Consider the following 26,368-nt stretch of genomic DNA (forward strand, 5'->3'; position numbering starts at 1 on the left):
ATCAAGGAGGAGACGATGAACGAAGGACGGCAACGCGTGGCGCTGGTCACCGGCGGCGCGAACGGGATTGGTTGGGCGACGGTGTGCGCGTTTGCCTCGCAGGGATATCGCGTGGTTATCGCCGACTTGCATCGCGAAGCGGCGCGACAGCGTATCGCGCAACTTGACGGCGAAGGGCATGTGGCGATCGGCGTGGATGTGTCGTCGGAGTCCGAGGTCGCGGCCTTGTTGCAAGGCACGCTCGAAGCCTGCGGACGGCTCGACGTGCTGGTCAACAACGCGGGCATCGGCGAACAGGCGAAGCCGACCATCGAGCAAGGCGTGAACGCGTTCGATGCGCTGATCGGCATTCACTTGCGCGGCACCTTTCTGACCAGCCGCGAGGCCGCGAAAGCGATGCTCGCGCAAGGCTCGGGCGCCATCGTGAACCTGTGTTCGATCGCCGGGCTGGCAGGCATTCCGCAACGCAATGCCTACGGCGCGGCCAAGGCAGGCATCGCGGCGATGACCCGTTCGATGGCATGCGAATGGGCCCGTGACGGCCTTCGTGTCAATGCGGTCGCGCCGGGCTATGTTGCGACCGAGCTCGCGCAGGGACTCGTGAAGAACGGGCAGATCGACCTGGCGCGCATCGAACGCCGCACGCCGATGGGCCGCCTCGCGCAACCCGACGAGATCGCGCAGGCCATTCTCTTCCTCGCCTCCGATGCCGCCAGCTATGTCACCGGCGCAGTGCTGAGCGTGGACGGCGGCTGGCATGCGTCGGGCTCGGCATGACGGCCGATGACGCCTGAACCCGCGCTTGCATGAACCACGACAACGACAGCAGATCAACGGAGACGAACCGCCATGAAAACGCACAGTCTGGAAGTCCAGAGTTTCATCGATAGTCAACGCTTCTCGCCGTATCAATGGAGGATCCTGATTCTCTGCTTCCTGGTCGTGGCCGCCGATGGCTTCGACACGGCGGCGGTCGGTTTCATCGCGCCTTCGCTGCTCGGCGAGTGGGGCATCACACGCGCCGCGCTCGGCCCGGTGATGAGCGCGGCGCTCGTCGGTCTCGGCATCGGCGCGCTGGCGGCCGGGCCGGCGGCAGACCGTATCGGACGCAAGGCGGTGCTGGTGTTGTCGGTGTTCTTCTTCGGCGTGTGGAGTCTGGCGTCGGCGCATGCAAGCTCCATCGAGTCGTTGACGGCGTGGCGCTTCCTGACCGGGCTCGGGCTGGGCGCGGCCATGCCGAACGCAGTGACGTTGATGTCCGAGTACGCGCCTGCGCGCATTCGCGGCGTCGCGGTCAATGCGATGTTCTGCGGCTTTTCCGTGGGACTGTCGATCGGTGGCTTGAGCGCCGCGTGGCTCATTCCGCATTTCGGCTGGCAAAGCGTGCTGGTGACGGGCGGCGTCGGGCCGCTCGTGCTGGCGGCGCTGCTCGTCGCGTTGCTGCCCGAGTCCGCGCATTTCATGGTGGTCCGCAAGCGTCCCGCCGAGCGGATCGCGCGCGTGTTGCGGCGCATCTCCAGCGACCCGCGTCTCGACGACAGCGCCCGCATCCATTTCGTGGCCGCCGACACAAAAGCGGCGACGGAGAAGACCTCGGCGGTATCGCTGATCGTGTCCAGGCCGTATCGTTTCGGCACGGCGATGCTGTGGCTCGCGTACTTCACGGGCCTGATGATTTATTACCTCCTGACCAACTGGCTGCCGACGCTCTTCAAGGATGCGGGCTTCACTGCACAGGGCGCCGCGCTCACCACGTCGCTGTTTCCGCTTGGCGGCATTCTCGGCAATCTGTGCCTCGGCTGGGTGATGGACCGCACGAATCCGCGGCGGGTCAATGCGTGTGCCTATGTGGTGTCGGCGGCGCTGGTGCTGGTGATCGGCAGCGGGGTATCGGACCGAGTCTGGCTGGCCGTGCTGATCTTCCTCACGGGGACGGCGGTGACGAGCGCGGTCACGTCGATGTCGGCGCTCGCTGCCGCCTTCTATCCGACGCAGGGCCGTGCGACCGGCGTTGCATGGATGCTGGGCGTCGGCCGCATGGGCGCGGTGGCCGGCGCGATGACCGGCGGCGTGATGATGAGCATGGGCCTGCCGTTCGGCGCGGTGTTCATGCTGCTCGCGGTGCCGGCTTTCGTCGCGGCGCTCGCGCTGTTCGCGCTGGGCGGCATGCGCATGCCGGGGTTCGAGCCGGCGCTTGCGGAGAAGGCGGTATCGACGGTGGAATAGGCGCGCGCGCTCATTGCGCCCACGCGGGATTCCAAATGACGATTCATGCGCATAGCATCTGGTAATTCGTTGGTTGGGCACGGGATAGGGCAGCCGTACCATCGGTTGTTCACCCATCCGCCGATGAACACCGATGACCGTCCCCCGCTTTCCCTCCGCCGCGCTCGGACTCGATCCCGGCACGCCGCTCGAACGCCCGGGCGCGCGCGGCACGAACACTTCGCTGATTGATCTCCCCACGCGTGCCGCCGCCCGCCGCGGCACGCAACGCCGCGCCGCGTTGCGCTCGCGCTCGCTGCGCATCGGCGTGCCGGTGGCGCTCGTCGTGTTGTGGCAGCTTGCCTCTTCCTTGCAGCTCGTCGCGCCTGAAACGCTCCCGCCCCCCACCGTCATCTTCGCCGCGCTCAAGGAACTGATCGCCGATGGGGAGTTGCAGAGCGCCATCGGCGTGTCGCTGGTGCGCGCGGCGACGGGCCTCGCGATTGGCGGCGGCATTGGCTTGATTGCGGGGCTGCTGGCCGGACTCTGGCGCATCGGCGAAGAAGTCATCGACGCGCCGTTGCAGATGCTGCGCACCATTCCGTTCATCGCGCTGATTCCGCTGTTCATCACGTGGTTCGGCATCGGCGAGGGCGCGAAGGTCGCGGTGATCCTCGCGGCCACCATCTTCCCGATGTATCTCAACACCTATGCCGGCGTGCGCGGCGTCGATCCGAAACTGCTCGAAGCGGCCAGCGTGTTCGGCCTCTCGGGCCGCCAGGTCGCGTGGCGCATCATCCTGCCGACCGCGCTGCCCGCGATCCTCGTCGGCGTGCGCTATGCGTCGGCGGTGGCGCTGCTGGCGCTCGTCGTCGCCGAGCAGATCAACGCGCAGAACGGCATCGGCTACATCCTCGTCAATGCGAACCAGAACCAGCGCGCCGACATCATCATCGCGGGCATCCTGGTCTATGCGACGCTCGGCATCGTGACGGACCTCGTCATGCGTGCGCTCGAACATCTCGCTTTGCCATGGAGGCCGCGCTTTGAACTCGCCTGAACGCACGCATGCCAATGCCCATGCTCACGACGCGCTCGCGCTCGAAGCCGTCAGTCGCGTCTTCGACGGCCGCGCCGTGCTGAAGGACGTCTCGCTGAACGTGCGGCGCGGCCAGTTCGTCTCGATGCTCGGCGCCTCGGGGGCGGGCAAGACCACGCTGCTGCGCATCCTCGCCGGACTCGATCAGGCCGACAGCGGCCGCGTGCGCGTCGCGGGCGCGCGCTCCGTGGTGTTTCAGGAACCGCGCCTCGTGCCGGCTCGACGCGTGTGGGAGAACGTCGTGATCGGTCATGCGCGGCTGGGCAGCGCGAAGGCGGCGGCGCTCGCCGCGCTCGATGAAGTCGGCCTCGCGCGTCATGCCGATGGCTGGCCCAAGACGCTCTCGGGCGGCGAGGCGCAGCGGGTCGCGCTGGCGCGTGCGCTGGTGCGCGAGCCGAAGCTGCTGCTGCTCGACGAGCCCTTCGCCGCGCTCGACGCGCTGACCCGCATCCGCATGTACGAACTGGTCGCGCGGTTATGGCGTTCACATACGCCGGCCGTGGTGCTCGTCACGCACGATATCGACGAAGCCATTCTGCTGTCCGACCGCATCGTCGTGCTGGCAGAGGGCGAGATCAGCGCGCACCTGCAAGTGGACACGCCGCGCCCGCGCTCGCGTAGCGATGCCGCCGCCGTCGCTCTCAGAGCACGGCTGCTCGCCGAGCTTGGCGTCACGCATGCCGACGCTGCCTGAACCTCTCACTCAACTCCTCTTCAAGCACCATGCGCATCAGAACACGTCTTGCCGCTGTCTTCTTCACGAGCCTGCTTGCGGGCGCCTCTTCCGCGTTCGCCGATGAACCGCTCACCCTCACCATCGGCACGCAGGATGCGGCGTGGCCGCTGATCGTCGAGCAGTCGCACGTGCTCGATGGCGCGCCCTACAAGATCAAGTGGGCCGTGCTCACGGGTCCCGCCGCGCAACTCTCCGCGCTGTATTCGAAGAGCCTCGACGTGGGCCTGATGGGCGATACCTCGCTCATCATCGAGCAAGGCAACGCGCGCGCGCCATGGACCGCGGACACCGCGCCGTTGCAGATCATCGCGGGATGGCGCAACCCGGACAGCAGCTATCCGCCCATCGTCACGGTGGTGCGCAACAACGCCAATGTGAAGACCATTGCGGACCTGCGCGGCAAGACCTGGGGCTATAACTTCGGCGGCTTCAACTATCTGCAATACGTGCTCTCGTACATCAAGGCCGATCTGAAGCCGAAGGACTTCGAAGGCGTGAAGTTCGGCGACGGCAACGTGTCGGCTTCGGCCTTCAATGCCGGTCAGGTCGCGGTGTATTCGGGCGGCTATGCGCCGGTGAAGGAAGCCGTCGACAAGGGCGAGGCGCGCGTCATCATCAAGAGCGACGAACTGGACATCCCCGCGTTGTCAGTGTTCGCCGCGCGCACGGACGTGCTGCGCGATCCCGCAAAGAGCCGCGCGCTCGGCGACTTTCTCGGCCGTCTGAAGAACTCGTGGACCTGGTGGGCGCAGAACGTGCCGGCGGTCGAGAAGATCTATCTGGAGAAAATGAAGCAGAGCCCGGCGCGCGCGAAGTTCTCGGCGGAGAACGGCCGTTCCGTGTTCTATCCGCTCGATGGCGCGCTGGTCGCACGCGAGCAGAAGATCGCCGACACGCTGCACAAGTCGGGCGACATCAAGCATCCCATCAAGGTCGACATCGAGTTCAACCCGGTGTTCGACGCGCAGGCAGTGGCAACGCGCTGACGCGCCGTGTCCGGCCAACCTTCATTGATATTCATTACCCAGGATCCCGCGCTCATGTCCCGCTCCGTGTCTCCCGCGCAATTGCGCACGCTCATCGCCCAACGCTCCGAACTCGCGGTGCTCGACGTCCGCGAGGAAGGCGTGTCAGCCCGCAGGCGGTTGTTCTATTCGTCGGTTGCGCCGGTGGGGCGGCTCGGCTTGCTGATCGAGCGGCTCGTGCCGCGCCGCGGCACGCCGGTCGTGCTCGTCGACAGTCATGGAGAGCACGCGCCGCGCGCCGCCGCGTTGCTCGCGCGCTGGGGCTATACGGACGTCGCGGTGCTTGCGGGCGGCATCGACGGCTGGGAGCAGGCGGGCTTCGAAGTATTCAGCGGCACCAACGTGCCGGGCAAGGCGTTCGGCGAACTGATCGAACATCGCCTGCATACGCCCAACATCGACGCTGTCACGCTCAAGGCGCGCCAGGATGCCGGCGACGATCTGGTCGTGCTGGATTCGCGTCCCTTCGGCGAATATCACACGATGAACATTCCGGGCGGCATCGACTGCGCGGGCGCGGAACTGGTGTATCGCGCGCTGGCGGCGGTGCCTTCGCCGGACACGCTGATCGTGGTGAACTGCGCGGGCCGCACGCGCAGCATTCTCGGCGCGCAGTCGCTCATCAACGCGGGCGTGCCGAATCCGGTTGCCGCGCTCACGGGGGGCTCGATGGCGTGGCTGCTTGAGGGCCTCGAACTGCAACATGGCGAAGTGCGCACTGCGCCGCGCCCTGAAGGCGCAACGCTCGCAGCCGCGCGCGAGCTTGCCGCTGCGGCGGCACGCAAGGCCGATGTAGCGGTCATCGACGGCGCCGCGCTCGCCGCGCTGGAACAGGAGAGCGGCACGCGCACGCTGTACCGCTTCGACGTGCGCGATCCGCTGGAATACGAAGCCGGGCATCCGGCAGGCTGGCGTTCGGCGCCGGGCGGCCAACTGGTGCAGGCGACGGACGAGTACATCGGTACTTTGCATGCACGCGTGATCCTCCGCGACGACGATGGCGTGCGCGCGCGCATGACCGCGTCGTGGCTCAAGCAACTCGGCTATCTCGATGTCCGCGTGCTCGATGACACGGCCAGCGCTGCGCTGAGCAACGATCGCTACGCGGCTGGCCCCGAGCCGCTGAACGTGCGGCCGCACGGCGCGCGCACGCGCTGGATCGAGGCGGACCGGCTGGCCGATGCGCTGAAGCAGGGCACGGCGCAGGTCATCGATATCGACAGCAGTCTGGGGTTCAGGCGCGCGCATATCGAGGGCGCGCGCTTCATCGCGGCGAGCGAACTTCAGTCGAAGCTCGCGGATTTCCCGTCAGATCGTGATCTGGTGCTGACCTCGGAAGACGGCGCGCTGGCAGCGCTGGTCGCGGCTGAACTGGCGGAACAGCGCGCGAATGTTGCGGCACTCGCGGGCGGCACGCGGCGCTGGTTGTCCCTGGGCCTGCCGCAGGCTTCCGGCGATACCGGCAATCTCACCGGCGACGACGACGCCTGGTACAGCCCCTATCACGCCGCGCCAGAACGTGTCGCCGAGCAGATGAACGCGTATCTCGCATGGGAACTGCAACTGGTCGAGCAACTGGAGCGTGACGCCATTGCGTCCATCGACGTGCTCGATTTCGGCACGGCAACGGCGAAGCGCAGTCATGCGCGGCTTGACGAACTGAAGGCTGACCAGGCGCGCGCCGCATGAACGCGGCCGTCTCGCCCGTCTTCGACGGCGCCACGAGCCCCGCCGACATCCCCGGCAGTCCGCTCGCGGCGGCCTTCGCGCAGCCGTTGATGCTCGGCCTGTTCCTGCCGATCCAGAACGGCGGCTGGTCGATCTCGACGCTGCCGCGCGGGACCGACTGGCGCTTCGACTACAACGCGCGCCTGACGAAGCAGGCCGAGGCGCTCGGCTTCGATCTCGTGTTCGGCCTCGCGCAGTGGCTCGGCAAGAACGGACATGGCGGCACGCTGAAGTATCGCGAGCAGTCGCTCGATGCGTTCATCGCGACGAGCGCGCTCGCCGCCATCACCGAACGCATCCTGCTCATCTCGACGGTGCACGCGCTCTATGGGCCGTGGCATCCGCTGCATCTGGCGAAGTTCGGCGCGACGCTCGATCACATCTCGAACGGGCGCTGGGGCATCAATCTCGTGACGGGTCACGTCGCGAGCGAATGGGCGATGTTCGGCCAGCCGATGATCGAGCATGACGAACGCTATGTGCGCGCGGCGGAGTTCGTCGGCGTATTGGACACGCTGTGGCGCAGCGATGCCAACCTGACCATCCGCACGCCGCACTGGCAACTCGACGATGCCTTCGTCAGTCCGCGTCCGTGCTTTCATCGGCCGGTGCTGGTGAACGCGACGGGCTCGGCGGCGGGCATCGACTATGCCGTGCGGCATTCCGACCTGATCTTCATCACGAGCCCGGCCGGCGCGGACTTCAAGGATGCGATCGGCGCGCTGCCCGCGCATACGGCGAAGATCCGCGAAGGCGCGGCGCGCGTCGGGCGGCGCGTACGCACGCTGATCAATCCGACCATCGTCTGCCGGCCGACCGAACGCGAAGCCCGCGCGTATCACGATGCCATCGTCGCGCATCCGGACGAAGGCGCGCTCGATGGTTTCATCGGCATGCATGGCCGCAGCGACGCGAAAGCGTGGGCCAAGCACAAGCGCGAGCAGCGCGTGCTGGGCGGAAACCTGCATCTGATCGGCTCGCCGGAACAGGTCGTGGAGCAACTGATCGCGCTGAAGCACGCAGGCTGCGACGGCGTTCAGCTCGCCTTCTTCGACTTCGAGCCGGACCTCAAGTATTTCGGCGAGGCCGTGCTGCCGCTGCTCGTGCAAGCGGGCTTGCGCGTGCCCGCAGCGCCGCTTCGCTCTTCACTTCAGGCAACGTCATGAGCCAGCCACGTCAGCTTCACCTGAACACCAATGTCACGGGCGTCGGACGTCACCCGGCGGGATGGCGCACGCTCGAGAATCCGCGCGCGATCGTCGATCTGAACTTCTACAAGGAGATCGCGCGGACGGCGGAACGCGGCAAGCTCGATGCCATCTTCCTGTCCGACCTGCTGGCGCTGCGCAATCACGCGGAAGGGCCGTCGCAGGCGCTGGAGCCGACCGTGTTGCTGACGGCGCTCGCGAGCGCGACGACGCATGTCGGGCTGATCGGCACGGCATCGACCACGTTCAACGATCCGTTCAATCTCGCGCGGCGTTTCGCATCCGTCGATCACGTGAGCGGCGGGCGCGTGGCCTTCAATGCAGTGACCACGTATGACGCGTCCGCTGCGGCGAACTTCAGTCATGACGTGCCGCTCTCCACCGAAGAACGCTATGCGCGCGCGCAGGAATTCGTGGAGGTGGTCACGAAGCTGTGGGACAGCTGGGAAGACGATGCCTTCATCGCCGAGCAGCACAGCGGGCGTTATACCGATCCGGCGCGCGTGCATGCGATCGCGCATCGCGGCGCTCACTTCGCGGTGCGCGGGCCGCTGACTGTACCGCGCAGTCCGCAGGGAAGGCCGGTGCTGGTGCAGGCGGGATCGTCGGAAGGCGGGCGGGCGCTCGCCGCGCGTTTCGCCGATGCCGTGTTCACCGCCCAGACCACGCTGCCCACCGCGCAGGTTTTTTATACGGAGATGAAGGAGCGCGTGCGGCGTCACGGGCGCAATCCGGAGCATTTCCTGTTGTTGCCGGGGCTGTATCCGGTGATCGGCGGCACCGAAGCCGAAGCGCGGCAACGCAAGGGCGAACTCGACGCGCTGCTCGATACGGAGCGTGAGGTGGCGCGGCTCGCGGGTGCGCTGGGGCTTGCACCCGACGATCTGCGCATCGATGCGCCGCTGCCCTATGACCTGATCGCGAAGGTATCGCGCTCGGACCTGCCGCGCGGTTTCATCGATTCGACGGTTGCGCTGGCGCGCAGCGAAGGTCTCACGGTGCGTGATCTGCTCGATCGCAATCCGGGTGCGCACAGGATGATTGTCGGCACGCCGGAGCAGATCGCCGACGATATCGCGCGCTGGTTTCATGAACGCGGCGCGGACGGTTTCAATCTGAACGCGGATGTGTTTCCGTCCGGACTGGCCGCGTTCGTCGATCATGTCGTGCCGCTGTTGCAGCGCAAGGGCATCTTTCGACGCGAGTACGAAGGCACGACCTTGCGCGAGCATCTGGGCTTGCCGCGTCCGCGCAGTCAGTACGAACGTGGGGCGGATGCGGCGTGAATCAGCGCCCGCTCAGCGCCGCCTCGCCCACGCGAAACACTGCGAGTTCATCCTCCGCGCATTGGGCGATCAGACCGGTTTCCCATTCAAGATAAGCGCGTGCGGCATCGAGATTGCCGTCGTGCCGATCGTGTACAAAAAATAAAAAGTCGATGCGGTCTTCAGGCGCGAGACGGAGCGGCGTGTCATCCACGGGCCAGCCTGCGCTTGACCATCCGTTGATTCCATGTGCCGCGAGTGTGACGCCTGTGTAATCCGCATCGCGCAGATCCTGTACGACGAGACGCGCGGCGTCGCGCGAACGGGCATCGGCGAATACGATCAGGGGCGCATCGCGGTGCACGTTGCGGGCGCGGAGTGCGCCGAAGACACGCGCGCGGTTCGTCCAGATGCTTCCGGCAGGCCGCGATATCTGATGCGCTTCGCTGGCGCGCAGATCGAGTATGAGGGCGGCCGGATCGACCGGCGCGTCTTCGTCCACTGTCGAAGATGGCTCGGCTTCAGCGGACGTCGACGCCAGCGATCCCGCTTCCACGATCGCCGTCTCATAGCCCAGTTGCACCAGCCAGTGCGCCACTACCGGCGCGCGGATGCCGTCATGATCCACCAGCACGATGCGCGCATTCCGCACGGCCACGCTCTGGTCGGTTGCCTGGATCAACTGGCCGCCGGGCGCGTGCCGCGCAAGCGGCAGGCCATCGCGGCGGTACTCTTCGGCGGTGCGGACATCGAAGAGATACGTGGTGCGGGCGGGATCGCCGAGCCATTGCCGCACCGTGCCGGCGTCCACCGCGCTGACGCCGAAGCGCTCCGCCAGCGCCCGGGCCCGTTCCCGCGCGGTATCACGTTCGGCTTCGCTCAACGGTGGCAGGTCGGCGTAACTGCGCGTGCTGCCGTGTTCGAGCGTCAGACCTGCCAGCGCCCAGCCCTGCGTGCCGTTTTCCAGCGCGAACACGTCGCGACGCACGCCGAGATTGCGCAGCGTCTGCGCGCCGATGATGCTGCGCGTGCGGCCCGCGCAATGCACGACGATGGTCGTGTCCGGCGGTCCGGCAAAGGCGTCGACCCACGCGGGCAGTTCGCCGTTCGGCACGCATACCGCACCCGGAACCGCCATCTTGCGATGCTCTTCGCGGGTGCGTCCGTCGATCAGCGCGAGCGGACATCCGCCGCGCTCGGCGCGCCAGCGCGCCAGTTGCGATGCACTGACATGCGGTGTGCCGTATGCATGTTCGACGAGTTCGCCGAATGTCTTGGATGGTACGTTCACGCCGCGAAACAGTGTTCGGCCCGCGCGCTGCCACGCCGGCGCGCCGCCTTCCAGCACCGCGACGTTACTGTAGCCAAGGGCATGCAGACGCGCGGCGGCCCGCTGCGCGACCGGCGCATGGTCGATGCCCGCGCCGCTGGCCGTCGCGCCGTCGTCGATCAGCACGATGCGCACGCTGGTGCGCGGCAGCAGGCGCGGCGCATCGAGTTCGAGGCGGCTGAACGGCAACGGGATCGCAAAGAATGGGTGGCCCTCGCCGAACTGTCCGGCCTCGCGCACGTCGAGCAGCGCGAGTTCGCGGCCATCGTTGAGCCAGGCGCGCAGGGTGGCGGCGTCGATGAAGCGGAAAGCGTCGGTGGCAAAGGGCATGGGTGGGCTACCTGTCACGGTGTTCGAGAGGGGTTGCATTTTGCATGTTGCGTTATGCATTCCGCATTCCGCGGAGAGCCCCATTCTAGAAATGCCACGCGGCTTTCCGAACCAAGCATTCGTCACAACCTTATACGCGGGCAAACCGCGTTTCCAGCGCGCGAGCTTTGCATAGCAGATCAGATTGGTTCGCGCGATGGCGCGCATGGCCTACGCTTTCGGTCCTTCCAAAGCACGGCGTCCACCCGCGCATAACCTTGCCTGCCAATTTGCCCATGAATCCGGATTCGCCCCTCATCACACGCCGCCGCATGCTGCAATTGTTGCTGGCCAGCTCCGGAGCCGGCCTCGTGTCCTCCGCTCACGCGGCGCAGGCGCTCGCCGCGTCGCTGCCCGGCGCCGTCGTGCGAGGCGGAACGCTGCTCGCGAACGTGACGCCCGAGCCGGGCGGTCTCGTGGCGGGCATCAACATCTCCAGTCCGGCGGTGGTGATCTCGGCGAACATCTTCGACGGCCTCCTGACCTACGACAGCGACTATCGCCCGAAGCCGCAGCTGGCCGAATCGTGGGACACCGCGCCGGATGGCAAGTCAATCACGTTCCGGCTGCGCAAGAACGTCAAATGGCACGACGGCGTGCCGTTCACTTCCGCCGATGTCCAGTACTCGATCCTCAACGTGGTCAAGAAGACGCATCCGCGCGGCGCGTCGAATCTGGCGAAGGTGATCGGCGTGGATACACCTGACCCGCATACTGTCGTGTTCCGGCTCAGCGGTCCTTCGCCGGTACTGTGGGCCGTGCTGTTCGGCACTGAAACGCAGATCGTCCCGAAGCATCTCTACGAGGGCACCGATCCGCTGACGAATCCCTGGAACGTGAAGCCGATCGGTAATGGCGCGTTCATGTTCAAGGAATGGGTGCGCGGCAGTCATGTGATCTTGCAGCGCAATCCGGACTATTGGGACAAAGGCGCCTCGGGCAAGGAAAACAAGCCCTATCTGGAGCAGATCATCTTCAAGATGGTGCCGGACGCGGCGGCGCGTGCTGTCGCGCTCGAGACGGGCGAACTGACATTCGCGGCGAACAACCCGGTGCCGGAAGTGGATGTCGCGCGTTTGCAGAAGAACCCGAAGCTCGTGCTCGATACGATCGGCTGGCAGGCGCCCGCGCCGATGTTCTTCTTCGACTTCAACTACCGCCGCAAGACCTTTGACGATATCCGCGTGCGGCGGGCGTTCGCGCATGCCATCGACCGGGCCGCGCTGGCGCGCATCGTCTGGTTCGGTCTGGCGGATGTCGCGCAGAGTTGCGTGCCAAGCTACCAAAAGCAGTTCTTCAAACCGGGACTGCCGCAACACGCGTTCAATCCCAAGGAAGCCGAGCGTCTGCTCGATGAAGCGGGATTGAAACGCGGCGCGGACGGCGTGCGCCTTCGTATCGATCATGTGACCGAGGTGGCGTATGGACAGGTGTATTTGCGTGCGGCGGAGCTGATGCGCCAGCAGTTGCGCAACGTGGGCGTCGAGATGACGCTGGTCAATCTCGACCTGCCGGGCGTGATTCGCAAGCTGTACACGGAACGCGATTTCGACACGGCCTCAATGTGGTATTCCGCTTATCCGGATCCGCAGATCGGCGTCACGCGCCGTTTCTGGAGCAAGAACATCAAGCAGGGCGTGCCGTCCAGCAATGCATCCAGTTATGCGAATCCGCAGATGGACCGGATCATCGAAGGCATTCAGGAAGAAGGCGATGTCGCGAAGCGCAAGGCGCTCATCGACGAGATGCAGTTGCTCGTGCAGACCGAGGTGCCCTCGATCAACCTGCTCGAACTGAAGTTCTTCGGCTTCTATTCGAGCCGGCTCAAGGGATTGCGCAAGGGACCGATGCTGTTCTATTCGACGCTTGCGGATGCCTGGCTTCAAACCTGACCATCGGCTTCAAACCTGACCATCACAAGAAACCGGAATGGCACGGACGTGCGTCGTGGATATCCATGGCGTCGAGACGGCGCGCGTAGAATGAAAACACGCGCTCTCCGACCGCACAGGACCTCCCATGCTGCAAGCCTTTGCGTCATCAGATCCGTTCACGATCGGCGTTGAACTCGAAATCCAGGTCGTCAACACACACGACTACAACCTGACCAAGGCCACCACCGAGCTCCTGACCCGCGTGCGGGAAGAGCGCTTCGCGGGCGCAATCAATCCCGAGACGACCGAAGGCATGATCGAGCTGTCGACCGGCGTCTGCCGGAACTTCGGTCAGGCACGCAGCGAGTTGCAGACGCTGCGCGACACGCTGGTGCGCGCGGCGGATTTCCTGAACGTCGGCGTGTGCGGCGGCGGCACCAATTTTTTCCAGAACTGGTACGACCAGCGTTCTGACGGCCGCGAGCGTTCCGAATATTTGATGGGTCTGTACGGCGCGCTTTATCAGCAATTCACGATCTTCGGCCAGCACGTGCATGTGGGCTGTCCCGATGCGGATTCGGCGCTCGTCCTGCTGCATTCGCTGTCGCGCTATGTGCCGCATTTCATCGCGCTGGCCGCCGCTTCACCCTTCGTGCAGGGCAGCGACACGCAGTTCCAGTGCGCACGGCTGAACTCGGTTGCGCCGTTTCCGCTGTCGGGCCAGGCGCCGTTCGTGACGAACTGGTCCGACTTCGAAGCCTACTTCGAACGCATGACGAATACCGGGTTGGTGCATAGCCTCAAGGATTTCTACTGGGACATTCGCCCGAGTCCGGGCTATGGCACCGTCGAGGTGCGTGTGATGGATACGCCGTTGCGCGTCGAATGGGCTGCCAGCATCGCCGCGTATATCCAGGCGCTCTCGCGCTATCTGCTGGTTGACCGGCCGTTACGTCTCAGCGAGCGCGACTACGAGGTGTATCGGACCAACCGCTTCATGGCGTGCCGCTTCGGTCTGGACGGCGCTTGCGTCGATCCCGAGACCGGGCAAAGCGCGCCGATCCGCGAGCGCATCCTCGCCACGCTGGACGTCCTGGCGCCCCATGCGCAGGCATTGGGCGCGGAAGAAGGACTGGCGGACATCCGGCGCGCCGTGACGCAAGGCGCTAGCGACGCCGCGTGGCTGCGCCGCGTGTATGACGCGCATGATTCGTTGCATGAGGTCGTGCGTCAGCAGTGCCGGATATGGCGCGGGGCGCAGATGCCGGAATAGGGGCGTAGCGCGTGACCGTCAGCGTGCGTCACGCCGCGCGAAGGGACCATTGTCAGCAAAAGCGAATTGCGCGAACCGCAAGCCGATGAAACGATGCGTCGCTCCATCCGGATGCAGTTCATCAGGTAGCGGATACGCGGCCTGATCTTCAGGACCATACAGACGGGTGCCGTCGAGATAATGCAGGTTCGGATCATCGGCGGCGCGCTGTTCGACAATGCGGCGCAGTTCCTCGCGAATCACCTGCAGGGTTAGCTTGCCGGCCTGAACATCGTCCGGGTTGCCGGTCGCTCGAAACGCTATCCGGCCTTCGGCCAGCGCGGCGAAATCGAAGGCACCCGGACCGGGCGTGGCTTCGTGGATCGGACAATAGAGCGGTGAAACGATCAGCAGCGGCGTGTGCGGATGACCGTCGCGGATCGTATCGATAAACCCATGCATCGCCGGACCGAAGGCGCGCATGCGCATCAGATCGAAGTTGACCACGTTGATGCCCATCTTGACGCTGATGAAGTCAGCCGGCGTGTCGCGCATGACGCGCGCCGTGAACGGGTCGAGCAACGCGCTGCCGCTGAAGCCCAGGTTCGTTAGCTCGACATCCGCGAGACGGGCCGCGAGCGCGGTCCATATCGACGTGGGGCTGTCGCCATTCGAGCCCTGGCTGATCGAACTGCCATGGTGCATCCACGTCTTCCTGCCCTCCGTGCCGACTGCTTCGATGCGGCCGTTCGTGCGTAACGCGGCGAGCACGCTGAGTTCGTCGTGCGGCAGCCAGATCTCGATACGCTTGCGGCCTTCCAGCAGGCCCGGGAACGCGAGCGTGACAGGGCCGTCCGATTGCACGGAGGTGGTGTTGGTCGCGGCATCGACCGTTACGGTGTCGCCGCCTTTGGCGCGGTGTTGCTGCGTGAGCTGGCCATCGACGATGAGATCGTAGAGGCCCGAAGGACGCACCGGCGCACCGGCATGGACATAGCGCGTGGGCAGGACGTCGAGTTCGATGTCGGTCGCGGCGGTATCGAACACGAGCCGCACGCCGGAAGGCTTGGCCTCCGCGAGCATCAGTTGCGGATCGGGGCACTGCTTGCGAGCCCAGGCCGGCAGGCGATGCGGTCGCACGCCATACGGCGTGTGTTCGAGTTCGATGGCGCCACGCAGCAGCGCGGCATCGATGGGCGTGGTGATCCAGTTGTGCATATGCCGAATCAGGCGTCTTCCAGACTCTCGCCGCGCTCGGCAATCAGCTTGCCGAGTTCGCGCGTGGACAGCACACGCCGTCGCGGATCGGTGGAACCCGACTCGTCATCCGCGAGATTCTCGATGATCGTCAACAGCACCTTGCGCGCGACCTTGATCTCGCGCTCGCTCAGTCCGGTCACGCTGATGTCGTTCACCTCCTCCGCGAGCGGCACGAGCTTGTCCTTCAGCGCACGGCCCTCGGCCGTGAGATACACATGCGTGTTCTTCTTGTTCTCGGGACGCTGCTGACGCTCGACCAGTCCGAGCTTCTCCATCGCCGTCACGGCCGCGAACGTCGTAGGCGCCATCACGCCGGCCTGTTCGCTCAGCTCGCGCTGCGTGAGACCGTCCGTCTCCCACAGGATGCGCAGAAAGGTCCAGTGCCCGAACGATACCGCGTGTTCCGCGAGCCGCATCTGCAACGCGCGGACCATCGAGCGCGCGGCGTCCTTGACGAGGTGCGCGAGACGGTCGTTCGGCACGGACTCGTGCCAGTGGCGCAGCATTTCCACGGTTTCGCGCGGCGCGCCTTCAACGGTCTTCTTTCGTGTCATGGCGATGTCTTCTTTCATGAAAGCGGGTATCTCCCGACATGATAGCCGCTGGCCCCCTCAGCTGGCCCCTTCAATCAGCCGTCCGGCCGCGCGCGCGGCGCTCTCCGTGCAAACCCGAACTTGTTCGCGAACCGCTGCCTCCTTACCATTATGATTAGATATCGAATAAAAACCAAAGCGTGAGCCGGACGATCGAGCCGGTTTGCGCATCATCTTCATCGATGCGGGAAACGGAGAGTCTGGTGGCCAAATCCACAGTCACGCAATTCATGTCGGAATCGGACGCAGCAGCGGCGCGCGTCGAGGCGACTTATCACAAGGTCACCTGGCGGCTGATGTCGTTCATCTTCGTCTGCTGGGTGTTGAACTACCTGGACCGCGTGAACGTGAGCTTCGCGCAACTGCATCTCAAGCAGGATCTCGGCCTGTCCGATGCCGCCTACGGCCTCGGCGTCAGCCTCTTCTTCATCGGCTATATCCTGCTGGAAGTGCCGAGCACGCTGTGGCTCAAGCGGATCGGCGCGCGGCTGACGATCTCACGCATCATGATCCTGTGGGGCGGCATCTCCACCGCGATGGCCTTCATGACCACGCCGATGCAGTTCTACATCGCGCGCATTCTGCTCGGTGCAGCGGAAGCGGGTTTCTGGCCCGGCATCATCCTTTACCTGACCTACTGGTATCCGGGCGCGCGGCGCGCACGCATCACCTCACGCTTCCTGCTGGCGATTGCGGCGGCGGGCGTCATCGGCGGGCCGCTGTCGGGCTGGATCCTGCATAACTTCGTCGACGTGCTCGGCTTCCGCAACTGGCAATGGCTGTTCTTCCTCGAAGGCCTGCCGGCGTTGCTGATGGGCGTGGTGGCGTTCTTCTATCTCGTCGATCGTCCGCAGGACGCGCGCTGGCTCGACGACGAACAGAAACGGATCATCCTCGATGCGCTCGCCGCCGACCGTGCCGAGAAAAAAACGGAAAAGCACACGCGCCACCAGTTGCTGGTCGCGTTGAAGGATCCGCGCGTGTACATCCTCGCGGCGGGCTGGGGCACGGTCCCGCTGTGCGGCACGATCCTCAACTACTGGACGCCGACCATCATTCGTCAGGCCGGCGTGTCCGACGTGCTCAACGTGGGCCTGCTGTCCGCGTTGCCGTACATCATCGGCGCGCTCGGCATGTTTGCGGTGGCGCGCAGTTCCGATGTCACGCTCGAACGCCGCTGGCACTTCTTTGCCTGCACGGCCATTGGCGCATTGGGCGGCTTCCTGTTGCCGGTGCTGTCGGGCAACACGGCGGCCGCGATCATCTGTCTCGGCATGATCTCCATTTCCTACTTCGGCGCGGCGGCCATCATCTGGTCGATTCCGCCCGCCTATCTCTCCGACGAAGGCGCCGCCGCGGGCATCGGCGCGATCAGTTGTCTGGGCCAGGTCGGCGCGTTCTGCGGACCTATCGCGCTCGGCTGGATCAAGACCATGACGGGCAGCCTGGCGATCGGGCTTGCGGCCATCGCGGCGATCGTGATGCTCGGCGGCCTGGCGGTGCTGATCGGCGTGCCGGCGAACACGCTGCGCGAGCACGCGGAAAAGCTCTCCTGACGTTCCGGGTTTTTGCGGCAGCACGGCGCCTTCGTATCGAAGGCGCCGTTTTTTTTTGCAACGGCGCAACAGTAAAAAATAACGCGTTCAGGGAAAACCCCCTTGCCTACAAATGATTAGATATCTAACATAAAGCCCATGGAGATCAGCAAGGGAGCAGGTGCAATGAACGAGTCGGCGAGCCACGAAATGTCATTCAGGACGCTCGTGGTGACGAAGAAGGAATGCGTGGCGCAAGGCATCTTCGGTTTCGAATTGCGTGATGAAGCAGGGCGCGAGTTGGCGCCGTTTACGGCGGGAGCGCACCTCACCGTGCGGGTGCCGAGCGGAGCGAACCGCAACTATTCGCTGTGCAGCGATCCTGCTGAAACGGACCGCTATGTGATCGCCGTGAAGCGCGAAGCAGCCGGCCGCGGCGGCTCGGTGAGCATGGCGGACGAGGTGGAGGAAGGCGCACGCATCGAGGTTTCGGAGCCGCGCAACGAGTTCGGGCTGAGCGAGCGCGCGCGGAGCTTCGTGTTTGTCGCGGGCGGCATCGGCATTACGCCGATTCTCTCGATGATGCGTCATCTCAAGGCCACGGGCGGCCCGCGCTTCAAGCTGTATTACGTGTCGCGCAGCCCTGAAACCACGGCGTTTCTCGATGAACTCTCGAGTGAGGAATGGCAGCCGCATGTAGTGGTTCATCACGATCACGGCGACCTCGCCCGGGCCTTCGACTTCTGGCCGGTCTTCGAAAAGCCCGGCAGCGGCGCACACGTCTACTGCTGCGGCCCGCGCGCGCTGATGGATGGCGTGCGCGACATGACGGGTCACTGGCCGACCGGCAGCGTGCATTTCGAAAGCTTCGGCGTGGACCAGTCGCGCGCGGCGGAGAACACGCCGTTCAACATAAAACTGGAACGGACCGGTCGCAGTTTCGCCATCCCCGCCGACCGCTCGATTCTCGAAATCCTGCGCGACAACGGCATCCGCGCGCCGAGTTCCTGCGAGAGCGGCACGTGCGGATCGTGCCGCACGAAGCTGTGTGCGGGCGTGGCGGAACATCGCGACATGGTGCTCGGCGAAGACGAGCAGCACGATCAGATCATGATTTGCGTGTCGCGCGCCCGGAGCGAAGAACTCGTGCTGGATCTTTGAATTTTGAATTCATCCCCATTGCATTGATTTCAGATAAGCAGGTCAGGAGAAGCGCAAATGCTTACGCATGAAGAAAACGAATTGCTGTGCCGCGTCGAAGGCGACGCGCCCATGGGCCAGTTGATGCGTCGTCACTGGACGCCGGTCTGTCTCATCGAGGAAGTGAGCGAGCCGGACGGCGCGCCGGTGAAGGCGCGTGTGTTCGGCGAAGATCTCGTCGTGTTCCGCGATACCGATGGCAACGTCGGCGTGATGGATGAATACTGTCCGCACCGCCGCGTGTCGCTCGTATACGGACGCAACGAGGACTGCGGCCTGCGCTGCCTCTATCACGGCTGGAAGATGGACGTGAAGGGCAACGTCATCGAAATGGTCTCGGAGCCTTCCTGCAGCGACATGACGAAGAAGGTCCGCCACAAGGCTTATGAAACGAAGGAATGGGGCGGCTTCGTCTGGGCCTACATGGGCCCGCAGGACGCGATTCCCGCGTTCGCGCCGCCCGCGTGGGCGCCGACCGAGGACACGCGCGTGAGCATCGCCAAGGTCATCGTGCCGTGCAACTGGGCGCAGATTCTCGAAGGCGCGATCGATTCCGCGCACAGTTCGAGCCTGCATTCGTCGGATTTCGTGCCCGCGCGCGTCGGCGGCGCGGAAGCCACGGCGAAGAACTGGCTGCGTCCGTCGACGGACAAGGCGCCGCGCCTGCAAGTGCATCGCACGAGCTATGGCTTCCGCTATGCCGCGCTGCGCCGTCCCATCCAGAACGCCGCGACGCATGACTATGTGCGCTCCACGGTGTTCGTCGCGCCGGCCACCGCGCTGATTCCGCCGAACAATCTCTACAACGTCGCGAACATCAACGTGCCCTGCGACGACACCAGCACTGCTTTTTATTTCATGGCGTGGGGGCACCCGGACAAGACGCCGGAAACCGAGACGTGGCGCAAGTTTCTCGGGCAGCAGGTGGGCGTCGATCTGGATGCGACGTATCGGCCGCTGCGCAATCACGACAATCGCTTCTGGCAGGATCGCGAGGCGATGAAAAACGGCAACTTCACCGGCATCAAGGGCTTCCCGAATCAGGACATCGCGATGTGGGTGACGATGGGTCCGATCGCCGATCGCACCGAAGAAAGGCTCGGCGCCAGCGATGTTGCCGTGGTCGAGTTCCGCCGCCGCATGCTCGATGCGCTGCGGGAATTTCAGGCGGGCGAGGCTGGTATCGGTACGGGTGAGCAGGCGATTCCGCGCCACGTGTGCTCGTTCCAGGCGATGGTGCCGAAGGACACCGACTGGAAGCAGTATGCCGCGCATCCGGTGTGGGTCGAACCGGCTGCGGAAGCGGCGCCGGAGCTCGAGACGAACTATCAGGTGCAGGTCTGATGGAGCCGTTGCGGCTTGGCATCGTGGGCCTCGGGCGCGCGTTCTCGTTGATGCTGCCGACCTTTCTCGCGGACCCGCGCGTGCGGCTGGTCGCGGCATGCGACCCGCGCGAGACGGCGCGTGCGCAGTTCACCGCCGACTTCGATGCGCCCACCTTCGCCGATATCGAAGCGCTCGCGAGCCAGCCGGACATCGATGCGCTGTACATCGCGAGTCCGCATCAGTTTCATGCAGCGCATGCGCGGGTGGCGGCGCGGCATGGCAAGCATGTATTGGTCGAAAAACCGATGGCGCTCTCGCTCGCCGAATGCGACGTGATGATCGACGCATGCCGTGATGCGCACGTGCATCTGATCGTCGGTCATTGCCATAGCTTCGACACGCCGTATCTGCGCACGCGCGAGGTGATTGCGTCGGGCGCATTCGGTGACGTGAAGATGATCCAGGCGCTCAACTTCACGGATTATTTGTACCGGCCGCGCAGGCCCGAGGAATTGCAGACGGAAGAGGGCGGCGGCGCGGTGTTCAGTCAGGCGGCGCATCAGGTCGATATCGTGCGAATGCTCGCCGGAAGCCGCGTGACGCGCATCCGTGCAGCTGTGGGCCGTTGGGACGCCGCGCGTCCGACCGAAGGCGCATACACGGCTACCTTGTGGTTCGAGAACGGGGCGTTCGCGACGCTCTCCTACAACGGCTATGCGCACTTCGATTCCGATGAATGGACCGGATGGATCGGCGAGATGGGCCAGACGAAGCACGCCGCCGACTATGGCGCCGCGCGGCGCAAGCTGGCTCGTGTGCAGTCGCGGGATGAAGAGGCGCGCCTGAAGGCTGCGGGCACTTACGGCGGCGCGGCTTATTCCCCAACTCGATCCGAAGCACGCTGGCATCAGCACTTCGGGCCGCTCATCGTCTCGTGCGAACGGGGCGACTTGAGGCCGTTGCCGGACGCCATCGTCGTGTATGGCGACGAGCGGTGTGAACGAGTCGCGCTCGATGCGCCGCAGGTCCCGCGCGCCGAAGTCATCGACGAACTGATCGCCGCGGTACAGCGCGATATCGCACCGCTGCACGACGGCGTATGGGCACGCGGCACGCTGGAAATCTGCCTCGCGATGCTGCGTTCGAGCGCTGAGCAGCGCGACGTACTCATCGGCGGCGAGACGCTTACAACACAGGAACATTGAACATGAGCAAGCTGAATCTGTCGGTTGCAGTGGGCAACTACGACCGCATGCGACCGCTGGTGGATGGCGAAGTACAGATCGACGGCGTCGATCCGGTGTTCATGCTGCAAGACCCGGAAGAAATCTTCTTTCGCGCCTTCCGTCACGCGGATTACGACATCTGCGAACTGTCGCTCTCCAGTTACAGCGTGAAGACGGCGGCGGGCACGAGTCCGTATATTGGTGTGCCGGTGTTTCCGTCGCGTGCGTTTCGTCATACGTCCATCTACGTGCGCAACGATCGCGGCATCGACACGCCTGCGGATCTGAAAGGCAAGCGCATCGGCGTGCCCGAGTATCAGTTGACCGCCAACGTATGGGCGCGTCTGTTTCTCGAAGAGGATCATGGCGTCAAGGCATCGGATGTGACGTGGGTGCGCGGCGGTTATGAAGAGACCGGCCGTGAAGAAAAGATCACGCTGAATCTTCCCGCCGATGTACGGCTGGAGAATGCACCGTCGAACGCGACCATCACGGGTATGCTGGCATCCGGTGATATCGATGCGGTCATCGGTCCGCGTGCGCCGTCATGTTTCACGAACGGTCATCCGAACGTGAAGTATCTTTACGACGATCCGCAGAAAGCGGCCGCCGACTGGTACACGCGCACGAAGCTGTTCCCGGTGATGCACCTGCTGGGCGTGCGGCGCACCCTCGCCGAGCGGCATCCGTGGCTGCCGGGCGCGGTGGCCAAGGCGTTCGAGAAGAGCAAGGCAGTGGCACTTGCAAAGTTGAGCGACACGTCGGCCACGAAAGTGACGCTGCCTTTCGTCGAGGAACAGTTGAGCAATGCGCGCCGCCTGATGGGCCACGATTTCTGGTCGTATGGTTTTGCGCCCAACCGGCATGTGTTGTCGCGCTTCCTGAAGCGGCATCATGATGAAGGGCTGTCGAGCCGGCTGCTGCAACCGGAAGAACTGTTTCATCCGGCGACGCTGGAGAGCTTCAAGATCTGATCGAAGGGGTGTCCATGAAAGTCGAAGGGCAATGTCATTGCGGCGCGATCGCCTATGAAGCTGACGTCACGCCTGGCACCGTCGCCATCTGTCATTGCGCGGACTGCCAGACGCTGACGGGCTCGGCGTTTCGCGTGAATATCGCCGCACCGGCGGAGAGCTTTCGCATCCTCAGAGGCGAGCCCAAGCGCTATCTGAAGACCGCCGACAGCGGCGCGCGCCGCATCCACGCGTTCTGTGCGGAATGCGGCGGGCCGGTGTATTCGTCGGCGCAAGAGAACCCTTCTTCTTATTCGTTGCGAGTAGGCGCGCTGAAGCAGCGTTACGAACTCGGCGTGCCGAAGCGGCAGTCGTGGACCCGGCGGCGCTTCGGCTGGCTCCCGGATCTCGGCACGGCAGAGGCTTTCGAAGGGCAGCCTTGAAGAGACAAACCTCTATTGCGTCCCGCGTCGATTCGTGCTCATGCTCTCGTGACCGACATGCACGACCTGACACGGAGACGTGAATGAGCAAAGTAAAAGTTGCCGGCTTCGGCGTTTCACTCGATGGCTATGCTGCGGGCCCCGCGCAGAGCCTGGAACATCCGCTTGGCGTGCGAGGCCACGAAATCTTCCAGTGGTTCTTCCCGACGCGCACCTTCCGCGCGATGCAAGGCAAGGACGATGGCGAAGCCGGCCCCGACGACAGCTTCGCCCACCGCGCCATGGATAACTTCGGCGCCTTCATTCTCGGCCGCAACATGTTCGGACCGGTGCGTGGCGAATGGCCCGACGATCAATGGAAAGGATGGTGGGGCGAAGATCCGCCTTATCACGCGCCCACGTTCGTGCTGACGCATTACGCGCGGCCTTCCATCGAGATGCGCGGCGGCACCACGTTTCATTTCATCACCGGCGGGATCGACGAAGCGCTGCAGCGGGCCCGCGAAGCGGCGGGTGCGCGGGACGTCAAGATCGGCGGCGGGGCTTCTACGGTGAAGCAGTACATTCAGGCGGGCCATGTGGACGAGATTCATCTCGCGATGGCGCCGGTCGTGCTGGGCGCCGGAGAACCGCTCTTCGACGGGCTGGATCTCCATGCATTGGGATACAGGACCGTCGAACATGTTCCGACCGAACGTGCCACTCACATCGTCCTGATGCGCTGAAGGTCGTGCTCAGATCACCACGTCGTTCGAGAAGGCCGAGGCGAACGCATTCAACGCTTCAATCAGCGCGGCATCGCCTGCCATGGCGGCCGCGCGCAGACGCGTGACATCGGCACCAAGGGACTCGACGAAGCCGTGCAGCGCGTCGTTGGTCATCGCGATGCCTTCGTGCCGCTCGAAGAACGCCGATGCCTTCTCCGCGAGCAGGATCAACGCGGCCGCCTCGCCGCCGGGCTGACGGGCGCTGTCACGGCATTGCAGCGCGAACTCGCGGATATCGGTCAAGCCCAGACCTCGTCGCGAAAGCGATGCCGCTGCCAGTTCCAGATTCATAGTTGCTTCTCCAAAGATGAGGCGTCGCGTTATGCGACCAGTCAGGCGAAGGCGTTGATGGTTTCATACAGCAGCGCCACGCCGTCCATGAAATCGACGAGACGCATGGCCTCGTCGGGATTGTGCGAACCGTTCTGGTTGCGCACGAAAATCATCGCGCTGCGAATGCCGGCTGCGGCGAACATGGCGGCGTCGTGACCCGCTCCGCTCGGCACGTGCGGCGCGGGCAGGTTCAGTGTCTGCGCATGCTGTTCGAGCAAGCCGATCCAGCCCGCGTCCATGTGCGCGGGCGCGGTCTGCAACAGCGCGCCCGTTTCGAAGCGCACGCCATGGGATGCCGCCGTGTCCGCGAGCGTGTGTTCGAACACGTCGAGCACCTGCGCCAGCACGTTGGGGTCCGCGCTGCGTGCCTCGAAACTGAAATCGACTTCGCCTGGAATGCGCGAGATCGCGTGCTGTTCCGCGCGCGTGCCGAACACGCCGCAGGTGATCACGAGGTCCGCGCCCTCGGCGAGCGCGCGTTTCCAGTACGTATCGAGCGCGCTGACCACGTGGGCCGCCGCAAACACCGCATCGTGACGGCGTTCACGCGGCACCGCACCCGAATGACCTGGCTCTCCGATACAGCGCACGTTGCGGTAACGCACGTTGCCGCGTATCGACGGCACGATGGCGACCGCGCGTTGTGCATCATCGAGCAGCGCACCCTGTTCGATATGCAACTCGATATAGCCCGCGACGCCGTTCGCGTCGAGCAGCACTTCGCCCGCCGCGATCGCCTCCACATCGGCGCCTGCTTCGCGCATGCAGGCAGCGAGCGTCTCGCCTGTCGAGCGCTGCTGCGCGTCCAGCGTCGTGGGCGGCAAGCGCCCGAAGAGCGCGCTGGAGCCGATATATGCCTTGCCGAACCACGCGCTCTCCTCGCCGCGCAGCGCCAGCACGCGCAGCGGATGCATACCTCGCTGTGCTTCATCGCGTTGCCGCATGAGACACAGCAGGCCCGCGATCACGCCGGCGAGGCCGTCGAAGTTGCCGCCTTCCGGCACGGAATCCATGTGCGAGCCGCACAGGATGGGGCGTGTGCGTGCGTCATCGGGATGCGAGAAGGTGACGTTGCCCGCGCGATCGACATGTGCAGCGAAGCCTTGCTTCCGTGCGAACGCCGTCAGCAAGTCGAGCGCACGGCTCTCGCCCGCGCCGTACGATGCGCGCGTCACGCCACGACCTTCAGCGGTGGCCTCACGCACTGTGTCGAAGAGCTGCTGTGCACTGTGCGCGTAATCAGTCGATGCCGTCATGCGAGTGCGCTCATGCATCATGGGCCGCTGCAAGGAACTGGCGCAGTTCATCGGTGCGGGGCTGGTTGAAGAGCACATCGGGCGTGCCGCTTTCATGAATGCGCCCCTGATGCAGGAACACCACGCGGTCGCAGACCTCGCGCGCGAAGCGCATCTCGTGCGTGACCATCACGAGCGTCATGCCGCCCGCCGCGAGTTCCTTCATCACCGCGAGCACTTCCTGCACGAGTTCCGGATCGAGCGCGGACGTGATCTCGTCGCACAGCAACGCCTTGGGCGACATGCACAGCGCACGCGCGATCGCCACACGCTGCTGCTGTCCGCCGGAGAGTTGGTCGGGATAGGCGTCGAACTTGTCGCTGAGGCCGACGCGCTCCAGTTGCAGGCCCGCTTGCCTGCGTGCTTCGGCGGGCTTCATGCCGAGCACGATCATCGGTGCGAGCATCACGTTGCGGCCAATGCTCAGATGCGGAAACAGGTTGAACTGCTGGAAGATCATGCCGACCTGAAGCCGCAACTGCTTGAGCGCGGCGTCGTCGTCGGACAGGCGCGTGCCCGCCACATCGATGCGGCCGCCGTCGATGCCCTCCAGTCCATTGATGCAGCGCAGAAGCGTGCTCTTGCCCGAGCCGCTCCTGCCGATCAGCGAAATGACTTCGCCGGCGCCGATGTTCAGGTCGATGCCCTTGAGCACTTCGTTACCGCCGAAGCGCTTGGTGACCTGGTCAATTGCGATAAGGGGCATTGAAATGCTTCTCCAGATGACGGCTCAGCGCGGACAGCGCCGAGCACAGCAGGAAGTACATCAGCGCGACGAGCCCGAAGGTTTCGAGCGGCCGGAAGGTCGTGTTGCTGATCATCGTGCCTGCCTTCGTGAGCTCGACGAAGCCGATGATCGACGTGACCGAGGTGTTCTTGACGATCTGCACGCAGAAGCCGACCGTCGGCGCCACGGCGAGGCGGCAGGCCTGCGGCAGCACGATATGGCGGTACTGCTGCATGCGTGTCATCGCCAGCGAAGCGGATGACTCCCACTGTCCGCGCGGCACCGCTTCAATGCAGCCGCGCCAGATTTCAGCGAGGAACGCCGCCGACCACAGCGACACCGCCAAGCCTGCCGCGAGCCACGCGGGCACGTCAAAGCCGAACAGCGCGATGCCGAAGAACACGATGAACAACTGCATCAGCAGCGGCGTGCCCTGGAACAGTTCGATGAAGGCGGCCGCCGCGCCGCGCGGCAGGCGTGCGGGCGTCAGGCGCAGCCACATGATCGCGAAGGCCAGCGCGCCGCCGCAGACGAAGGCGACCAATGAGAGCGCCACGGTCCAGCGCAGCGAGGCGAGCAATACGCGCAGGATGTCCCACAGGGTGAAGTCCATGGTGGC

The 26,368-nt window shown here is 64.9% G+C and carries 24 protein-coding genes; 17 read left to right on the forward strand and 7 right to left on the reverse strand.

The features are described 5' to 3' along the window. Nucleotides 1-15: 15 nt before the first annotated feature. The 8 genes from QCE64_RS16440 to QCE64_RS16475 all read left to right on the forward strand — a co-directional run bounded on the left by QCE64_RS16440 (nucleotide 16) and on the right by QCE64_RS16475 (nucleotide 9,287). Complete coding sequence (locus QCE64_RS16440) at nucleotides 16-777, forward strand: glucose 1-dehydrogenase (RefSeq protein WP_310004851.1); 762 nt, start codon at nucleotides 16-18, stop codon at nucleotides 775-777. A 72-nt stretch (nucleotides 778-849) separates the two neighbouring features. Continuing rightward, on the forward strand, nucleotides 850-2,226 hold the full coding sequence (locus tag QCE64_RS16445; protein WP_310004853.1) for an aromatic acid/H+ symport family MFS transporter: 1,377 nt from the start codon (nucleotides 850-852) through the stop codon (nucleotides 2,224-2,226). A gap of 133 nt (nucleotides 2,227-2,359) precedes the next feature. Next, nucleotides 2,360-3,265 carry an ABC transporter permease gene (locus QCE64_RS16450; protein ID WP_309921250.1) on the forward strand — a complete coding sequence of 302 codons (906 nt, stop codon included), beginning with the start codon at nucleotides 2,360-2,362 and terminating at the stop codon, nucleotides 3,263-3,265. Next, nucleotides 3,252-3,998: an ABC transporter ATP-binding protein gene (locus QCE64_RS16455; protein WP_309921253.1), complete on the forward strand. Its 747-nt coding sequence runs from the start codon at nucleotides 3,252-3,254 to the stop codon at nucleotides 3,996-3,998. Before QCE64_RS16450 ends, QCE64_RS16455 begins: the two co-directional genes overlap by 14 nt. Before the next feature lie 29 nt (nucleotides 3,999-4,027). After that, nucleotides 4,028-5,026 (forward strand): ABC transporter substrate-binding protein, encoded by a 999-nt coding sequence (locus QCE64_RS16460; protein ID WP_309921255.1) that lies wholly within the window; start codon nucleotides 4,028-4,030, stop codon nucleotides 5,024-5,026. A 54-nt stretch (nucleotides 5,027-5,080) separates the two neighbouring features. After that, nucleotides 5,081-6,754 carry a rhodanese-like domain-containing protein gene (locus QCE64_RS16465; RefSeq protein ID WP_310004856.1) on the forward strand — a complete coding sequence of 558 codons (1,674 nt, stop codon included), beginning with the start codon at nucleotides 5,081-5,083 and terminating at the stop codon, nucleotides 6,752-6,754. Next, nucleotides 6,751-7,959: an LLM class flavin-dependent oxidoreductase gene (locus QCE64_RS16470; RefSeq protein ID WP_310004859.1), complete on the forward strand. Its 1,209-nt coding sequence runs from the start codon at nucleotides 6,751-6,753 to the stop codon at nucleotides 7,957-7,959. The genes QCE64_RS16465 and QCE64_RS16470 overlap by 4 nt, the downstream gene beginning before the upstream one ends. Then, entirely contained in the window at nucleotides 7,956-9,287 is a 1,332-nt protein-coding gene (locus tag QCE64_RS16475) for an LLM class flavin-dependent oxidoreductase (protein ID WP_310004861.1), read from the forward strand. Before QCE64_RS16470 ends, QCE64_RS16475 begins: the two co-directional genes overlap by 4 nt. A gap of 1 nt (nucleotide 9,288) precedes the next feature. Here the strand turns inward: QCE64_RS16475 and QCE64_RS16480 are convergent, their stop codons facing one another. Then, nucleotides 9,289-10,926, reverse strand: coding sequence for a rhodanese-like domain-containing protein (locus tag QCE64_RS16480; protein ID WP_404987405.1), 1,638 nt, complete (start codon nucleotides 10,924-10,926; stop codon nucleotides 9,289-9,291). A 350-nt stretch (nucleotides 10,927-11,276) separates the two neighbouring features. Here QCE64_RS16480 and QCE64_RS16485 point away from each other — a divergent pair, with 350 nt between their 5' ends. Beyond that, on the forward strand, nucleotides 11,277-12,857 hold the full coding sequence (locus tag QCE64_RS16485) for an ABC transporter substrate-binding protein (protein WP_309932169.1): 1,581 nt from the start codon (nucleotides 11,277-11,279) through the stop codon (nucleotides 12,855-12,857). Nucleotides 12,858-12,984: 127 nt separating this feature from the next. Continuing rightward, nucleotides 12,985-14,112, forward strand: a complete 1,128-nt coding sequence (locus tag QCE64_RS16490; RefSeq protein ID WP_309921272.1) for a YbdK family carboxylate-amine ligase — start codon at nucleotides 12,985-12,987, stop codon at nucleotides 14,110-14,112. A gap of 18 nt (nucleotides 14,113-14,130) precedes the next feature. On the opposite strand, the gene QCE64_RS16495 is transcribed toward QCE64_RS16490, so the two are convergent. Both QCE64_RS16495 and QCE64_RS16500 read right to left on the reverse strand, forming a co-directional pair. Further along, the gene (locus QCE64_RS16495; RefSeq protein WP_309932170.1) at nucleotides 14,131-15,309 is read right to left on the reverse strand and encodes an SGNH/GDSL hydrolase family protein; all 1,179 of its coding nucleotides are present in this window, start codon (nucleotides 15,307-15,309) and stop codon (nucleotides 14,131-14,133) included. A gap of 8 nt (nucleotides 15,310-15,317) precedes the next feature. After that, nucleotides 15,318-15,905 carry a MarR family transcriptional regulator gene (locus tag QCE64_RS16500; protein ID WP_309814242.1) on the reverse strand — a complete coding sequence of 196 codons (588 nt, stop codon included), beginning with the start codon at nucleotides 15,903-15,905 and terminating at the stop codon, nucleotides 15,318-15,320. Between the two features lie 269 nt (nucleotides 15,906-16,174). Between QCE64_RS16500 and QCE64_RS16505 the strand changes: the two genes are divergently transcribed. From QCE64_RS16505 to QCE64_RS16535, 7 genes are all read left to right on the forward strand, one after another. Continuing rightward, a complete protein-coding gene (locus tag QCE64_RS16505) occupies nucleotides 16,175-17,500 on the forward strand; it encodes an MFS transporter (protein ID WP_309922891.1) in 1,326 nt (441 codons plus the stop codon). Nucleotides 17,501-17,665: 165 nt separating this feature from the next. After that, complete coding sequence (locus tag QCE64_RS16510) at nucleotides 17,666-18,640, forward strand: PDR/VanB family oxidoreductase (protein ID WP_310004865.1); 975 nt, start codon at nucleotides 17,666-17,668, stop codon at nucleotides 18,638-18,640. Nucleotides 18,641-18,697: 57 nt separating this feature from the next. After that, nucleotides 18,698-20,023 carry a Rieske 2Fe-2S domain-containing protein gene (locus QCE64_RS16515; RefSeq protein ID WP_309921280.1) on the forward strand — a complete coding sequence of 442 codons (1,326 nt, stop codon included), beginning with the start codon at nucleotides 18,698-18,700 and terminating at the stop codon, nucleotides 20,021-20,023. Further along, complete coding sequence (locus tag QCE64_RS16520; protein ID WP_310004867.1) at nucleotides 20,023-21,210, forward strand: Gfo/Idh/MocA family oxidoreductase; 1,188 nt, start codon at nucleotides 20,023-20,025, stop codon at nucleotides 21,208-21,210. Before QCE64_RS16515 ends, QCE64_RS16520 begins: the two co-directional genes overlap by 1 nt. A 2-nt stretch (nucleotides 21,211-21,212) precedes the next feature. After that, the gene (locus QCE64_RS16525; RefSeq protein ID WP_310004869.1) at nucleotides 21,213-22,205 is read left to right on the forward strand and encodes an ABC transporter substrate-binding protein; all 993 of its coding nucleotides are present in this window, start codon (nucleotides 21,213-21,215) and stop codon (nucleotides 22,203-22,205) included. A 14-nt stretch (nucleotides 22,206-22,219) separates the two neighbouring features. Then, the gene (locus QCE64_RS16530; protein ID WP_309921291.1) at nucleotides 22,220-22,627 is read left to right on the forward strand and encodes a GFA family protein; all 408 of its coding nucleotides are present in this window, start codon (nucleotides 22,220-22,222) and stop codon (nucleotides 22,625-22,627) included. A gap of 83 nt (nucleotides 22,628-22,710) precedes the next feature. Beyond that, nucleotides 22,711-23,352 carry a dihydrofolate reductase family protein gene (locus QCE64_RS16535; protein WP_310004871.1) on the forward strand — a complete coding sequence of 214 codons (642 nt, stop codon included), beginning with the start codon at nucleotides 22,711-22,713 and terminating at the stop codon, nucleotides 23,350-23,352. 9 nt (nucleotides 23,353-23,361) lie between these two features. Here QCE64_RS16535 and QCE64_RS16540 read toward each other — a convergent pair whose 3' ends face one another. From QCE64_RS16540 to QCE64_RS16555, 4 genes are read right to left on the reverse strand one after another with little or no spacing between them, the layout of a single operon-like run. Next, nucleotides 23,362-23,685, reverse strand: a complete 324-nt coding sequence (locus tag QCE64_RS16540) for a hypothetical protein (RefSeq protein ID WP_310004873.1) — start codon at nucleotides 23,683-23,685, stop codon at nucleotides 23,362-23,364. A gap of 41 nt (nucleotides 23,686-23,726) precedes the next feature. After that, the gene (locus QCE64_RS16545) at nucleotides 23,727-24,983 is read right to left on the reverse strand and encodes a hydantoinase/carbamoylase family amidase (protein WP_310004874.1); all 1,257 of its coding nucleotides are present in this window, start codon (nucleotides 24,981-24,983) and stop codon (nucleotides 23,727-23,729) included. 10 nt (nucleotides 24,984-24,993) lie between these two features. Next, nucleotides 24,994-25,728, reverse strand: coding sequence for an amino acid ABC transporter ATP-binding protein (locus QCE64_RS16550; protein ID WP_310004876.1), 735 nt, complete (start codon nucleotides 25,726-25,728; stop codon nucleotides 24,994-24,996). Next, nucleotides 25,709-26,362 carry an amino acid ABC transporter permease gene (locus tag QCE64_RS16555; protein ID WP_309921305.1) on the reverse strand — a complete coding sequence of 218 codons (654 nt, stop codon included), beginning with the start codon at nucleotides 26,360-26,362 and terminating at the stop codon, nucleotides 25,709-25,711. Before QCE64_RS16555 ends, QCE64_RS16550 begins: the two co-directional genes overlap by 20 nt. Nucleotides 26,363-26,368: the final 6 nt, after the last annotated feature.

The organism is Caballeronia sp. LZ043, from assembly GCF_031451075.1.
Lineage (GTDB): Bacteria > Pseudomonadota > Gammaproteobacteria > Burkholderiales > Burkholderiaceae > Caballeronia.